At 56.4% G+C, this 14,287-nt stretch carries 13 protein-coding genes; 8 read left to right on the top strand and 5 right to left on the bottom strand.

Features of this window, described 5'->3' with window-relative positions; genetic code table 11:
* Window positions 1-197: 197 nt before the first annotated feature.
* The 4 genes from K0M74_RS01605 to K0M74_RS01590 form a co-directional block, all read right to left on the bottom strand.
* Entirely contained in the window at window positions 198-548 is a 351-nt protein-coding gene (locus tag K0M74_RS01605; RefSeq protein ID WP_293967222.1) for a hypothetical protein, read from the bottom strand.
* A gap of 109 nt (window positions 549-657) precedes the next feature.
* Window positions 658-1,884, bottom strand: coding sequence for a TolC family protein (locus K0M74_RS01600; RefSeq protein WP_293967220.1), 1,227 nt, complete (start codon window positions 1,882-1,884; stop codon window positions 658-660).
* Window positions 1,881-4,991, bottom strand: coding sequence for a CusA/CzcA family heavy metal efflux RND transporter (locus K0M74_RS01595; protein WP_293967219.1), 3,111 nt, complete (start codon window positions 4,989-4,991; stop codon window positions 1,881-1,883). The genes K0M74_RS01600 and K0M74_RS01595 overlap by 4 nt, the downstream gene beginning before the upstream one ends.
* Window positions 4,992-4,994: 3 nt before the next feature.
* Window positions 4,995-6,101, bottom strand: coding sequence for an efflux RND transporter periplasmic adaptor subunit (locus tag K0M74_RS01590; protein WP_293967217.1), 1,107 nt, complete (start codon window positions 6,099-6,101; stop codon window positions 4,995-4,997).
* Window positions 6,102-6,201: 100 nt separating this feature from the next.
* Between K0M74_RS01590 and K0M74_RS01585 the strand changes: the two genes are divergently transcribed.
* Entirely contained in the window at window positions 6,202-6,858 is a 657-nt protein-coding gene (locus K0M74_RS01585) for a response regulator transcription factor (RefSeq protein WP_293967215.1), read from the top strand.
* Window positions 6,859-6,866: 8 nt separating this feature from the next.
* The gene (locus K0M74_RS01580; RefSeq protein WP_293967213.1) at window positions 6,867-8,213 is read left to right on the top strand and encodes a HAMP domain-containing sensor histidine kinase; all 1,347 of its coding nucleotides are present in this window, start codon (window positions 6,867-6,869) and stop codon (window positions 8,211-8,213) included.
* Window positions 8,214-8,289: 76 nt separating this feature from the next.
* Here the strand turns inward: K0M74_RS01580 and K0M74_RS01575 are convergent, their stop codons facing one another.
* A complete protein-coding gene (locus tag K0M74_RS01575; RefSeq protein WP_293967288.1) occupies window positions 8,290-8,754 on the bottom strand; it encodes an Rrf2 family transcriptional regulator in 465 nt (154 codons plus the stop codon).
* Between the two features lie 26 nt (window positions 8,755-8,780).
* Here K0M74_RS01575 and K0M74_RS01570 point away from each other — a divergent pair, with 26 nt between their 5' ends.
* From K0M74_RS01570 to katG, 6 genes are all read left to right on the top strand, one after another.
* On the top strand, window positions 8,781-9,071 hold the full coding sequence (locus K0M74_RS01570) for a hypothetical protein (protein ID WP_293967211.1): 291 nt from the start codon (window positions 8,781-8,783) through the stop codon (window positions 9,069-9,071).
* Window positions 9,072-9,105: 34 nt separating this feature from the next.
* Window positions 9,106-9,696: a DUF2202 domain-containing protein gene (locus K0M74_RS01565; protein WP_293967209.1), complete on the top strand. Its 591-nt coding sequence runs from the start codon at window positions 9,106-9,108 to the stop codon at window positions 9,694-9,696.
* Window positions 9,697-9,833: 137 nt separating this feature from the next.
* Complete coding sequence (locus K0M74_RS01560; RefSeq protein ID WP_293967208.1) at window positions 9,834-10,214, top strand: DsrE family protein; 381 nt, start codon at window positions 9,834-9,836, stop codon at window positions 10,212-10,214.
* Window positions 10,215-10,242: 28 nt separating this feature from the next.
* The gene (locus K0M74_RS01555; RefSeq protein ID WP_293967206.1) at window positions 10,243-10,731 is read left to right on the top strand and encodes a hypothetical protein; all 489 of its coding nucleotides are present in this window, start codon (window positions 10,243-10,245) and stop codon (window positions 10,729-10,731) included.
* A 205-nt stretch (window positions 10,732-10,936) separates the two neighbouring features.
* Window positions 10,937-11,566, top strand: coding sequence for a peroxiredoxin (locus K0M74_RS01550; RefSeq protein WP_293967205.1), 630 nt, complete (start codon window positions 10,937-10,939; stop codon window positions 11,564-11,566).
* A 380-nt stretch (window positions 11,567-11,946) separates the two neighbouring features.
* Complete coding sequence (gene katG, locus K0M74_RS01545) at window positions 11,947-14,163, top strand: catalase/peroxidase HPI (RefSeq protein ID WP_293967204.1); 2,217 nt, start codon at window positions 11,947-11,949, stop codon at window positions 14,161-14,163.
* Window positions 14,164-14,287 lie beyond the last annotated feature (124 nt).

Here is a 14,287-nt window from a genome sequence, read left to right as displayed (position 1 = left end):
GTATCCTGTGTAGAGCAACACCCGATACGAAAATTCGCTCCGCTGTGGGTGTTAGGAATTAATGTTGCCGAATGCACCGCGATGTTGCCCGTCCGAAAGCTGGCATATCGAGCGTCCGCGCCGGGAGATCATTCGTGATTGCGTCCTTGCACAGCGCCGCGCGGTATCAGCGGATTCCGAAAAATCTGCTTGAATATTCAAATGGCCGACGGGGGTCCGCGCAAAGGTGGGCGGAGATAAGCTATGCGCCTGAATATGGATGCAAAGCCGGGGGCAAATCCTAACGCAAGGACAAAAGCGAGTTCCAGCGCCAGTAAGGTTGCGTAAGCGCCAAACAGCGATGCCATCGAGAGAGCGGAATAGGCGCAAGGACTATCGGCTTTGCCAGTTTTTCCATGTTCATTCTGCGGTAAGTTATTGAGCGGAACCTCGATGGTCGTGGTCATGGCTTTGCCTGACCCATCAGCGCAAATCTGCAGCGTCAGCAATTTGGACGCGCCTGTAACCATGAAGCCCGGTGGCACGAGCGCCTTGATGCAAAGAGCCATTGCCACCAACAAGAGGGCAAGCATCCGATATTTAAAAATTAGTGAGCGCAACGATAACATCTGATCGGCTACCTAGTCGCACCGATCGTCGTTGTCAGCACAAGTTCTCTCATTCGTCGCCAATCCAAAGGTTGTGACTGTCAATTCTGAGGCGCGTTATGGCACGCATGGCTTCGGTTCGCGTGATCGCCTCTGAACGAAAGGCATCATGCGTCTGGCGTTCAGCGAGCAATAGATCCGCCAGATCGATCGCGCCAAGCTGATAGCCGCGCCGCATTTTGAGCACAGCCGCCACTTGCGCGTCGAGACCTTCACGGCTCCGGCGCCATGCTGACAGCCCCGCTTCGGCTCGTGAGAGATCGCCATCAGCCATTTCCTGGACGTCGAAACGGACAGCAGCCAGCTCGGCAAGCGCTGCACTTGCTTCTGCCGAGCTCTTGTCCGCTTGCGCACGGCGTTGACCGCCGCCGATCGGCATCGACAAGACCAGCCCTGCCCCGCGTTCAGCGCCGTTGCGCTCACTAAACACCCTGAGGCCAACGCTTGGGTCGGCGATCCGGTCCCGGCGAACACGCTCAGAAACAACGCCGAGGCGCGCCGCCTCGGCTTCTGCAGCGCCAATTTCATGGCTGCGGGCGATGACTTGATCGCGAAGCAGCGCAAATCCGCCTGGTGGCTGTTGGGGCAAAGACAGCTCAACTGCTAAATCGGGCAGCGCCAAGCTGGGAAATTGTGCAATCAAACGCGTGCGTGCGAAGTCGGCCCGGCCTTTTGACTGTGCAGCGGCGAGCCTGGCTGTGCCCAATGCTGCTTCTGCCTGGTCCGCTTCCAAGGGTGCTGCATCGCGCAGGGTGACACGCCGCTTCACGCCGTCCAAAGACTGCTGCAAATTTGATACACTTTGCAGATCGACAGCGGTTTCAGCCGATGCACCGAGCCAGTCCCACCACAGTTCGTTAAGCAATAGTGCTGTTTGGTGTCGGGCGTCTTCAAAGCGGTTTTCCGAAGCGGCAACGCCAAATGCACCTGCCTTGCGATCGAGCCGTGCCTTACCCGGCAGGCGGACAGCGCGGCTGAGCGTCGCATCATATTCGTCATACTCGCCTTCACGATCGACCGAACGACGGATATAACTGCCCGATACGGTAACTTCGTGCGGGCCCGCTTTCAGAGCGCGCTCTTCTGCTTTCGCAACACCAATCCGCGCCTTGGCGGCTTCGACGCTGGGGTGCGCATCAAGAGCCTCCCGCACCGCCGGTTCGGGCAGCAAGCCGGGTTCGGCAAGTACCGGGGCAGAAGCTACTAACAACATAGCGATAAGGTGATGCATCTTCATTCTTCTGCTCCTGCTGGATGCGCGAGATCGCCGGCCTCGCGTTCAGCCAAGCTCTCGCCGAAGCGTTCATACAATATAGGCAGCAGGATGAGCGTGAGCAGCGTGGCGGTAACCAATCCGCCAATCACTACAATGGCAAGCGGCCGCTGGATTTCAGAGCCTGGACCGCTTGCAAACAGGAGGGGTACCAGTCCGAAAGCTGCAATACTTGCGGTCATTAGGACAGGCCGCAAGCGCCGCGCCGCGCCGATCCTGACCGCTTGCGCCAGGGCCATGCCTTCCTGGCGGAGTTGCCGAAAATAGGAGACCATCACCAGTCCGTTGAGAACCGCGATACCCAATAGGGCGATGAACCCAACCGATGCCGGTACCGAGAGATATTCCCCCGACACGGCCAACGCAACCATCCCGCCAACCATGGCAAAGGGGATGTTGACAAGGATGAGCAGCGAGGCACGAACCGATCCAAGCGTTGCATAGAGGACGATGAAAATCAGGATGAGCGCCAGTGGCAAGACCACCATCAACCGAGCCGATGCGCGTTGTTGATTTTCAAACTGCCCACCCCAAACAATCCGGTAGCCAGGTGGCAGTTTTACGTTGACGCCAATGTCAGCCTTGGCTTCTTCGACATAGCCGACAAGGTCACGGCCTGAAACAAATGCCTGCACCATCGCAAAGCGCGAGCCGTTTTCATGTTCGAGTTTCACCGGACCGGCAACCTGTGCGACGGTGGCGACGTCGCTTGCGCGCACCAGCTGGCCGGTTGGCGAACGATACATTTGATCGACAAAGGTCGTGGGATCCACTCCCTCGCCGCCAGCACCCCGGATCAGTATCGGCACGCGGCGATTGCCATCTGCAACAACACCAGCTCGCACGCCTTCGACATCGGCCCGCATCATGTCCTGCAACATGTCGATTGGCATGCCCGCGCGGCCAGCAGCCATACGGTCAATGTCGATCTGCAGATAATCAACAGTATCATTGGCGACCGTCATTGCTTCGGTTGTTCCATCGATTTTTTGTAAGCGCGTTTGGATTTGGCCCGCGAGCCGTGACAGTTCGTTCAGATCGGGGCCGAATAATTTGATCGCTAAGTCGCCGCGCGCGCCCGTCAACATCTCAGAGATGCGCATTTCGATGGGCTGGGTGAAACTCGGCTCGATGCCCGGCAGTTCATCCATGACCTTGCGGATTTCTTCGTTCAGCCAGTCCTTATCGGCCACGCGCCATTCTTCACGTGGCTTCAATTTCATGAAACTGTCGGTCTCGTTGGGACTCATGGGATCAAGTCCCAGCTCGTCGCTGCCGACGCGGGCGATAATATCCGTAACCTCGGGCACTTTGGCCAATATTGCCTGTTGTACCTTTAAATCACCTGCAGCACTGTGCTCGATGCTGACGCTCGGGAGCTTCGTCAACTGAACCAGTGTGGAGCCTTCATCCATTGTGGGGAGAAACGTCTTGCCGGTCACCGAATAGGCAAAGCCGGCCACCAGAAGCGATCCAGCCGCGATGCTTGCGACCAGTTTACGGTTGCCGAAAGCCTTGTTCAAAACGCTTTCATAGCGCGGAGAAATTTGGCGCATCAGCCAAGGCTCATGATGCCCTTTGGTCGGCTTCAAACCAAAATAGGCGAGCACGGGGATAAGCGTGAGTGACAGCGCGAGCGCGGACATCAAGGCGAGGACAATGGTGAGTGCAACCGGCGCGAACAGCTTTCCTTCGAGACCTTCCAGCGTGAGCAGCGGAAGAAAAACCAAAGCAATGATGGCCATGCCCGAGGCCACAGGCGTCGCAACTTCAGCTGCTGCGATAAACACATTATGGAGCTTGCCCTGGGCATGGTGCTTGGGGTCGGACAGCCGCTCGACCACATTCTCCACGATTACCACCGCGCCGTCGACAAGGATGCCGACGGCAATAGCGAGCCCGCCAAGGCTCATCAGATTAGCAGTGAGGCCAATCGAGCGCATGAAGATGAAGGTGAGTAACGCCGCCATGGGCAATGCGACGGCAACGATGATCGATGCGCGCACGTCGCCGAGGAACAGCAAGAGCAAAATAACGACCAACACCGTGGCTTCAAGCAGCGCCCGTTCGACCGTACCCACGGCGCGCCCGATCAAGTCGGACCGGTCGTAAAAAACGTCGACCTTCATATTTTTCGGCATAGCGGACTTGATCTCGTCAAGCCGGGTTTTGACCCCTGCGACGACTTTGCTTGCATCGGCACCGCGCAAACCGATTACAAGGCCTTGGACCGCTTCACCTTTGCCGTTTTTCGTGACAACCCCGTAGCGCGTCAGGCTGCCGGTGCGGACCGCGGCGACGTCTCCTACCCGCACGACTGCGCCGGCGGTTGTGCGGACGATGACGCTCGACAGATCCTCAAGCGAACGCACCGCGCCAACGGCTCGGACGATGAGCGATTCCTCTCCGACCTTCAAACGGCCCGCGCCGTCATTGCGGTTGCTGCTCTCGATTGCATCGCGCAGATCCTCGATCGTTAAGCCGGCGGCAGCGAGCGCGGCATTATCGGGCCGCACTTCAAAGGTCTCGACAAAACCACCCAGCGCGTTGACGTCAGCGACGCCTGGTACCGTGCGCAGCGCAGGCCTTATAACCCAGTCGAGCACCCGCCTCTTTTCGGCGAGCGTCTGCGGTCCCTCCAAAGTGAACATGAACATGTCGGAGAGCGGCGTTGAGATCGGAGCAAGGCCGCCTTCAACCGTGACCGGAAGATCGCCCGACACGTTGGATAGACGTTCTGCGACCTGGCTGCGCGCCCAGTAGATATCCGTGCCGTCTTTGAAATCTATCGTGATGTCGGCAATCGCGTATTTTGCAACCGAGCGCAAAGTTGCTTGATCGGGAATACCAAGCATTTCCATCTCGATCGGCGTGATAACCCGGCTTTCTACCTCTTCGGGCGTCATGCCAGGGGCCTTGAGAATGATTTTGACTTGGGTGGAACTGATGTCTGGAAAGGCATCAATCGGCAAATTGATGAAAGACCAAGCGCCCCAGGCGGCCAATGCCAATGCAATGCCGATTACAGCCAGTCGAAAGGCCAGAGCTTGCTCAACCAGACGCCGCAGCATGGGTTAACCCTCACTCAGAATGACTTTGAGTTCCGAAATTCCAGAGGTCGCCACATGCTCGCCAGGCTTGATACCGCCGGAAATCAAAACCTGCTCACCGATTCGGCCCGACACCGTGACGACGCGCTTTACGAAGCCTGTCCTGGTTTTTACGAAAACCATATCCTTGTCACCAATCCGTGTGACTGCGGCCGCCGGAACGGTCGTGCCGGGGATCTGGCTCTTACCCTTGAGGACCGCCATCACGCTCTTTCCGCTGACCAGCATCGGCGCAGCGCCGATCCGGGCTTTGGCGAGGACTGACCGGGTTGCAGGATCGATCGAACTTCCCACCGAAACCACGCTGCCGATGATTGGTGCGCCCCCGGGTACCGGAACCTCAACCTGCATACCCGGGAAGACACTGTTGGCCATCCGTTCGGGCAGTTGTAGATCAAGCATGAACGACGCATCGTTTTCGACAACGAAGGGTGCTGTCATTCCGTCGACGGGGCCACCGGTTTGAACATTGATCAGTGCCAATCGGCCCGTAATGGGCGCGCGCAACACAATCTCGCCATTGGCGCCAGCGCCCGATTGAGCAAGAACGCGGTTGTTTTCGCTAACGTCTACCTGCGCCTGGCGGAGCGATGCCTGTGCTTCATCTGCTCTTGCCCCGGCTACAATGCCTTCCCGGGCGAGTTGCCCCGTGCGTGCTGCACTTGCCTGTGCAAGCCCTAAACGGGCCTGTGCACGAGCAAGCTCGGCACCGTATTGCAGTGGTTCGCGGCTGCGCAATACGGCAAGCGGTTGTCCGCGCCTGACCGCTTGTCCAACCACAACGTAAAGCCTGATGACCGAGCCTGTGAACGGGGCTGTTACCGCGACCCGCGCCTCCGGCGGGAGGGTGACGATTGCGGGAACTGAGCCCAAAGATGTGGCATCGGTCTCGATCGCGACCGCAGTCTTAATACCGAGACGACTGATCTGGCTGGCTGTCAATACGCCTGGAGCCACCTTGGTTTGCGCTGAGGTCGCCGCGTTGTCTTCGCCGCGATCACGTGCCCACCAGCCCCATGCGCCTGCAATAACGAGGAGGGCGAGGACGATAAGGTAGCGTTTTGAGTTCATGAAGATGCCCTTCGCAGGTCAAACTGACAAAAGACTGACAAATGTCAGTGTGCCGTCAGCTTATCGTGTAAGTTAATGCTGCCTTTAGAGTGAGAATGATATGCGGGTACTGCTGGTTGAGGATGGCGCGGAATTGCGCCGGCGCCTGTCGGAACGGCTGACGACAGCTGGATTTGCCGTTGATACCGTCGGAACGGCGCAAGATGCCAGGTCTTGGCCCGATATTTTACAGATCAGCGCTATCATTCTCGATCTCGGATTACCCGATGGCGATGGCCTCGAGCTCTTGCGTTTTTGGCGTGCGAGGGGAGACAGGGTTCCAATCCTCATTTTAACCGCTCGCGGAAACTGGCGTGACAAGGTCGAAGGTCTCAACGCCGGGGCAGATGATTTCATGGTCAAACCGGTGCGTTTTGAAGAATTACTGGCGCGCCTTCATGCGCTGTGGCGGCGCGGCGATGGGCGCAGTCCGATGATTCTCGACATTGCCGGGATTGCTCTCGATCCGGTCGCCCGCAGCGTGTCGATCAATGGCACGATGATCGAACTCAGCCGGAAGGAATTTGGTTTGCTGCATCTGTTCATGCGCCGCGCTGGCCATATTCTCTCGCAAACCGACATATTGGAGGACCTCTACGCCTTGGAGGCGGAACGCGACCATAATGCGATTGAGGCGCATATCAGCCGACTGCGCCGAAAGATTGGCAAGGACCGGATTAGAACATTGCGCGGCCTTGGTTATAGGTTCGAGAAATGAGAATTTCGTTGACCAGCCTGCGCGGGCGTTTCCTGCTGTCTATCCTGCTTTGGGTCACAATTGGAATAGGCGCTATTTGGTATTCTGCGATCAGTCTTTTCACAGCACATGTGGAGGATTTATATCATGAAGAGCTTGAAGTTCACGTCCGCGAGCTTGCCGGACTAACGCAACTGGACGTACGCGGAAATCCCCGCCTTTCCCGGCCATTGTCCGACCCTCGCTACGCTGTGCCATTGTCTGGCTTTTATTGGCAGGTGACGCGAGAGGGCTATGTTACCCTGAAATCAGGGTCGATGACGCGCGGATCGCTCGATGATGGTATTGCGCGGTCACCGGAAATTCTGCATCGAATCGAGGCTGGTCCCTCCGGCCCGACAATTGCTTATGGCGCGATCAAGAAAACCGCTGGTGCCGCCCCGCTCCAGTTTATCATTGCGACAGATCAACGCCATTTGCAGCGGATCATATCGAACTTTACCCAGGAACTATCCATCTGGCTGATGCTGCTGGCTTGCGCCCTTATCGGCAGCGGTTTGGCGATAATCACTTTTGGACTGAAACCCTTTGCCCGCTTGGCGCGCGCCATTACTGATCTTCATAGCGGGAAGACCGGACAGCTCGAAGGAGTGTTTCCTGATGAAATCCAACTCGTGGTGGCCAATTTGAATGCCTATGCCAACGGCAACGCCGCTATCGTTGAACGCGGCCGCGTCCAGGCAGGGAATTTGGCGCACTCGCTACGGACGCCACTTGCGGTGACAACCGATGAAGCAGAACGGATGCTCGAGAATGATGCTGCGTCAAAATCCGCGAGGGTATTTCTGGCCGAAAGCGAGAGGATGCAGCGTCAGATCGACTATCATCTTGCGCGCACGCGGTCGGGCGGTTCGCGCCACGGCGTCGGCTTATCGGCAAAACTGATGGACGCTGTGCCCCCGCTGATCGCGGCAATGAAGCGGCTCCATCCGTCCGTTGATTTTCACGTCAAAGGCAATGCGTCGCATGCTCCGCAGATTGCCTGCGATCCAGAAGATCTCAGCGAGATACTCTCTAACCTGCTCGACAATGCTGGAAAATGGGCCAACGCGGTGGTCGAGATCGGGTACGAACTCCACGGTGATGCCGTGGATCTGACGGTGACCGATGATGGCCCGGGCATCGCGCCCAGCCAATATGAGTCGGTATTTGCTATTGGTGCGACGCTGGACGACCCCCGGTGCGGGTCGGGCCTGGGTCTCGCCATTGCTCGCGATATTGCCCGCGATTACGGCGGTGATTTAACCTTGGCGGCAGCGCGTGATGGCGGGCTGCTAGCAAGAGTCACTATTCCTACACCTGTAGGGCGGACGTAGCAAGTTTCGCTGCTGGCTGATTAAAATCCGCGCGGTGCGATGAGAAACCGCAAGCGCGCCGCGCGACGGCGAATGCTCAAATGTCCGGCAGCCGATATTTGGCGGACTCTCGCGAACCGCCGGACAGTCTGGCTCGCAAAGCGGGCGCGGGTCCGATGAGATCGGACAATTTCACTTGGTCAAGTTCATACAAAAATGCGCGTAAGCCGCGCTGGAACACACCTGTCAGCATACAAACTCCGATAAGTGGGCATTGATTTGTGGCTGGTGCAAAGCATTCAACCAGAGCCAAATCACCCTCGGTGTGCCGAACGACTTCACCGATGATAATCTTGTCTGGCGTCATGCCGAGACGAACACCGCCGGTGCGCCCGCGAATATTCTCGAGATAGCCAAGTTGCCCCAATTGCCGCGTTGCCTTCATCAAATGGGCTTTGGAGATGCGGTAGGCGGCTGACACGTCTTCAATGCGGACCACCTGGTCCGGGTGTAACGCACAGTACATGAGGATACGCAGGGCATAGTTTGTGTACGAGGTCAGGCGAATGATCAGAACTCCGATGGCAGATGAAAAGTGATAAAATATATATTGCTTTTAGAACGGCAGCCTGTAAAGAGATATTTGAAATAGCACTTTTAGGCGCCGCCAAGCCCGCGAGCGAGGAAAGGCAATATTCGAAGGACATGCCTGCGATGTCAGAGACAAGGAAACCAGGCCTGCTGCAAAAACTGGCTATGCTTAAAGACCATAAGAAAGAGCTTTTCTGGGTCTGGGTTGCCTATCAGACGGTCAAGGGCATGATGACCACGTCGCTGATTTGGATTCCGCTTCTCTACGCGCTGAAGAATTTTGGTTGATCGCTGATCAACGTCACATTTTCGAGAATATGACATGAACGCGGAACTCGCAAAACAGAAAGGCTGTAAGATGATTTTCAGATCAATCATTGGCGGATTTTTAATGGCTACCGCTGCCTGCACTTCAGCAGCGACAGGAGACAAGAACATGAAACTTCCTGACAAGGTAATCACAGCGATGGGCCGGGCGATGGCGGATGAACAAGCTGCATTCGCCACTTATACCGCAATTTTAGATCGGTTTGGAGCGGTACGTCCCTTTTCAAATATTGTGAACGCGGAAAAGCGCCACATGGAAATGCTCACTGGCCTTTATACCAAATATGGCGTGCCAGTCCCCGTAAATACGGCACTTGCGCCACCGGATGTTGCAAAACTTGATCTGCAGGCGCTGTGCCAGGTCGGGGTCGAGGCCGAAGTTGAAAATGTTCGGCTCTATGATGAAGAGTTGCTGCCTATCGTCGCTGACTTCCCGGAAATTCGCATCGTGCTGCAAAACCTGCGGGATGCTTCTGCAGAACGGCATCTACCGGCCTTCCAGCGTTGCGTTGCGCGCGGTGGAGAAATCGGCAGTGGCTCCGGCAGGGGTCAAGGCAAAGGACGCAATCGAGGAGAATCAATGTGATTGGAGTCATGTGTCAACCCACGTCTACAGGACGGAACGTTTCACTCTCGCGTTGGGCATTCACCGCCTTCGCATTCAGCCTGATCACTTTCGGGACATCGGCACATGCCAACACTGCGGCGACCAAGGAGCCCATCATGCACGAAAGCCCCTCTCAGCCACTTTTGACGATTGTGACAAGCAAAGACCCGCAGACGCAATTGATGGCACTCATTCTGACCAATGCGGCGATGCAGAAAGGCGCGAAGCCTCGTATCTTATTGTGCAGCGCTGCCGGAGACCTTGCCCTCAAGGCGCCGCCAGCAAGTGCCACCGCACCGCTCGCGCCCAAAGGAATGAGTCCGCAGAAGTTGCTGCAAAATCTGATGGCAAACGGTGTCGCGGTTGAAGTCTGCGCTATCTATCTGCCCAATCGCAGCCTCGACAAGGCGGCATTGCTCGACGGGATCGGCGTCGCCATGCCCGATGCCGTTGCGGAATATATCTTGCTCGAGAATCAGAAGTTCCTGAACTTTTGATGACGATTAACGATTGAGGAGTAGTAATTTGGCAAGAAACGGTTTTTGGTATGCACTTCCGCTCGGTGTAGCCGCCGGCATTCTCGGCATGATCCAATTTGGAGAAAATCGAGTAATAGAAAACGCGCCTGCTTCAGAGCAAATTGCTGACGATGGACGGACGGCTGTTGAATTTACGGGTGCCGAACGGCAGCATATCCGTGGCGAAATGCTTGGATTTCTAAACGGCAGCCAGTCCATTCTGGACGCCAGCCTCACAGCCGACCGACAAACGATAAAGACAGTGGCGAGCGGCCTTGCAAAGGGAAAGGCCAGTCCGCTTGGGCAGGCCGTGAAGCAAAAATCCCCGCCTGAATTCACACAGCTGTCTCAAGGATTGCGCCAATCCTTTGGCGCCATTGCGCTGACAGCTGACACTGCGTCGATGGCTGAAATTCAAGGCAAACTAAACAGTGGGATGCAGAAATGTGCGGCTTGTCATAGCGGCTTCAAGGCCATTGAAAGGAATCCGAAGTGATCTGTCCATCGCCTGTATCGTTTAGTATTGGCGTAGCGAGTGGCAAAAACGATTACAGATAATCAGAAATCCCGCTTGATAAGTGTTAAATAAAATGACACTTATCCGGTGCGAGGAACGGCCCCCCCCCCTTTCCCTCAGTTCCGTTCCTCGCACCATTTGGTCCCTGCTCAGCCACAAATGAGCCCTTCAAAAGGATTTCAGAATGACGATTCATATAGGTGACACCGCGCCGAATTTTTCGGCTGACACGACAAAAGGCCCGATCGACTTGCACGAATGGGCCAAGGGCAGCTGGGTATTTTTCTTCAGCCATCCAGCCGATTTTACCCCAGTGTGCACTACCGAAATGGGTAGAACCGCACAACTTGCAGAACAGTTTGCTGCGCGCAATACCAAGCCACTCGGCCTGTCTACTGATACCGCTGAAGAGCATCTGAAATGGATAGCGGACGTCAACGACACGCAGAACACCGACCTGCAGTTTCCTATTGTCGCCGATCCCGATTTGGCGATCGCGACGCTTTATGACATGATTCATCCTCAGCAGAGCGACACTCAGGCGGTGCGATCTGTGTTCATCATCGATCCAGCCTTGAAGATCCGGCTGACGATGACCTATCCAATGAGTGTGGGCCGCAACTTTGACGAAATTCTGCGCGTCATCGATGCATTGCAAACAGGCGATGCCAACCGCATTGCGACTCCAGCGGATTGGAACAAGGGCGATAAGGTCATTATCCCTCCCTCTATTTCGAACGACGAAGCCAAAAGCCTGTTCCCGAACGGATGGGAAGAGCTTCGTCCCTATCTGCGTATGACAAACGTCAACTAATGGTCAATGGGCGGCTCGCAGAGGTTGAGCCGCCCTTTTCCATGCGTGATATGCAAGGCCCGTCGAACCAGCACGTGCTCTCAGCGGTGAACGATGGAGTAAATGCGAGTTTATCGAACGTTTTTAGGCGCGGTTCAAAATATAGATCTCGGCGACCAAATAAGTAATTCGTGCCGCTCAACATCGTTGAGTCAGATTATCCACGGAAAACTGGATCGAGAATTGCCGCGCAAATGACCGACTGCAACCTAGGGCTAATACGTATCGCAGTCCGGCTTTGTTTGCGCAATAGCGCGTGCTGTGGTGTATTCCCGGTTGCGCATAAGCAAAGGCTATCACCTGCGTTTGGCAACAAGGCTCATCCATAGGAAACAATCCCAATGCTTAAGAACAGTATATCGCTCATCGCACTTTTGGCCGCAGTTATGTCGCCGATCGCGATGTCTCGCCCGGCCCTTGCTCAAGACAAGCCAATGACGAACCAAGATTGGTGGCCGGACAAGCTCGACCTCAGGCCTCTTCGCCAGCACGCAGCAGAGTCCAACCCTATGGGGGACGATTATAACTATGCTGAAGAGTTCAAGACGCTTGATCTTGATGCCGTCAAGAAGGACATCAGCGCGGTGATGACCCAGTCTCAGCCTTGGTGGCCTGCGGATTATGGTCACTATGGGCCATTTTTCATTCGTATGGCTTGGCATGCCGCTGGAACATACCGAGTGTCTGACGGACGCGGCGGCGCCGGTGGCGCGCAACAACGCTTCGAGCCTCTCAACAGCTGGCCAGACAATGTAAGCCTCGACAAAGCGCGCCGCCTGCTTTGGCCGATCAAACAGAAATATGGCAGGAAGATTTCATGGGCTGACCTGATGGCCCTTACGGGAACCGTCGCTATGGAATCGATGGGCTTCAAGACCTTCGGATTTGCCGGTGGACGCACAGACGACTGGGAAGCCGACATGGTCTATTGGGGTCCTGAGAGCAAATGGCTCGACGACAAACGGTACAGCGGTGATCGCAAGCTGGAGAACCCGCTTGCTGCCGTGCAAATGGGTCTCATTTACGTAAATCCCGAAGGTCCGAACGGCAACCCGGACCCGGTCGCGGCAGCCCGCGACGTCCGTGAAACATTCGGTCGCATGGCCATGAACGATGAGGAAACCGTGGCCCTCATCGCAGGCGGGCATACCTTCGGCAAGGCGCACGGTGCGCACAAGCCAAATGATTGTCTGGGAAAGGACCCCGCCAGCGCAGGGCTTGAACAACAAGGTCTTGGCTGGGAAAACAAATGTGGCACCGGTGCCGGAGCTGATACCATTACCAGCGGCTTGGAAGGTGCATGGTCGACCAACCCAATCGCCTTCACAACGCAGTTTCTAGACAATTTATTCGCCTTTGATTGGGTGCAGACGAAGAGTCCTGCCGGGGCGATCCAGTGGGTCCCGAGCGACAAGAAAGCAGCCGGTTTGGTAATGGATGCGCACGATCCGTCGAAGCGACATGCGCCGATCATGTTCACCACCGATCTCGCGCTAAAAATGGATCCAGCCTATCGCAAGATTGCCGAGCGCTTCCACAAGAACCCGGATGCGTTCGCTGACGCCTTTTCGCGTGCATGGTTCAAACTGACGCACCGCGACATGGGTCCGCGCTCGCGCTATCTTGGTACGGCAGTGCCAGCGGAACAGTTGATTTGGCAAGATCCGGTCCCGGGTACCGATCATGCGTTGATTGATGCAGGGGATGTTGTGCAGTTGAAGTCGCGGATTCTCGCCACCGGGTTGACGGTTCCTGAACTGGTTAGAGCGGCCTGGGCGTCCGCCGCGAGCTTCCGTGGCACTGACTTGCGTGGCGGGACTAATGGGGCACGTCTTCGACTCGATCCGCAGCGCGGTTGGGCGGTGAACAATCCGGCTGAACTCGCGAAAGTGCTGACACGCCTGGAGGGCGTTCAGAAGGACTTCAACCGCACCCAAAAGGGCGGAAAGCAGGTTTCGCTCGCCGATCTGATTGTTCTGGGCGGCGCGGCTGCGATAGAGCAGGGCGCCAAGCAGGCCGGTCAAGACGTCCAGGTGCCGTTCACGCCGGGTCGCGAGGACGCGTCGCAAACACAAACCGATGTGAGTTCCTTTGCCGTACTTGAACCGACCGCAGACGGTTTCCGCAACTATTACGCGAATGGAAACCGCATGTCGCCGGCGGAAGGACTCATCGAACGCGCGAACCTTTTAACGTTGACGGTGCCGGAAATGACAGTGCTGGTCGGCGGCATGCGCGCGCTGAATGCCAATGCCGGACAAGTACCGCACGGCGTGTTTACCGACCGTCCGGGCACACTCAGCAACGACTTCTTCGTCAACCTGCTCGACATGTCCACCAAATGGTCGAAATCTTCGCAGTCTGCGGGGCTGTACGAAGGGCGCGACCGTGAGACAGACAAGCTCAAATGGACGGCTACGCCTGTCGATCTGGTGATCGGGTCGAATTCTGAATTGCGCGCTGTTGCAGAAGTTTATGCCGCAGACGATGCGCGCGACAAGTTTGCGCAAGACTTTGTCAAAGCATGGACGAAGGTCATGAACCTCGACCGCCGGTGATCCTCGCCGGTTTGCATCCAAAACGACGAAGACTAGTGAGCCGCCCAAATTCGATCTCAATCAATTGGTCGCGCCCGTCACTGGTCGAAAACTGATCTCGACCGAAAATGGGGTTAAGAAGCCG

Source organism: Sphingopyxis sp. (assembly GCF_019459305.1).
GTDB lineage: Bacteria > Pseudomonadota > Alphaproteobacteria > Sphingomonadales > Sphingomonadaceae > Sphingopyxis.
This window is presented reverse-complemented; position numbering and strand designations above follow the sequence as displayed.

What these genes read in the sequence shown, in the direction of transcription:
- K0M74_RS01550 (WP_293967205.1), top strand. Translation starts at nt 10,937, where the DNA reads ATGACGATTCATATAGGTGACACCGCGCCGAATTTTTCGGCTGACACG.
- K0M74_RS01595 (WP_293967219.1), bottom strand. Translation starts at nt 4,991, where the DNA reads ATGCTGCGGCGTCTGGTTGAGCAAGCTCTGGCCTTTCGACTGGCTGTA.
- K0M74_RS01560 (WP_293967208.1), top strand. Translation starts at nt 9,834, where the DNA reads ATGCACGAAAGCCCCTCTCAGCCACTTTTGACGATTGTGACAAGCAAA.
- katG (WP_293967204.1), top strand. Translation starts at nt 11,947, where the DNA reads ATGCTTAAGAACAGTATATCGCTCATCGCACTTTTGGCCGCAGTTATG.
- K0M74_RS01605 (WP_293967222.1), bottom strand. Translation starts at nt 548, where the DNA reads ATGGCTCTTTGCATCAAGGCGCTCGTGCCACCGGGCTTCATGGTTACA.
- K0M74_RS01590 (WP_293967217.1), bottom strand. Translation starts at nt 6,101, where the DNA reads ATGAACTCAAAACGCTACCTTATCGTCCTCGCCCTCCTCGTTATTGCA.
- K0M74_RS01585 (WP_293967215.1), top strand. Translation starts at nt 6,202, where the DNA reads ATGCGGGTACTGCTGGTTGAGGATGGCGCGGAATTGCGCCGGCGCCTG.
- K0M74_RS01570 (WP_293967211.1), top strand. Translation starts at nt 8,781, where the DNA reads ATGAAAAGTGATAAAATATATATTGCTTTTAGAACGGCAGCCTGTAAA.
- K0M74_RS01565 (WP_293967209.1), top strand. Translation starts at nt 9,106, where the DNA reads ATGAACGCGGAACTCGCAAAACAGAAAGGCTGTAAGATGATTTTCAGA.
- K0M74_RS01600 (WP_293967220.1), bottom strand. Translation starts at nt 1,884, where the DNA reads ATGAAGATGCATCACCTTATCGCTATGTTGTTAGTAGCTTCTGCCCCG.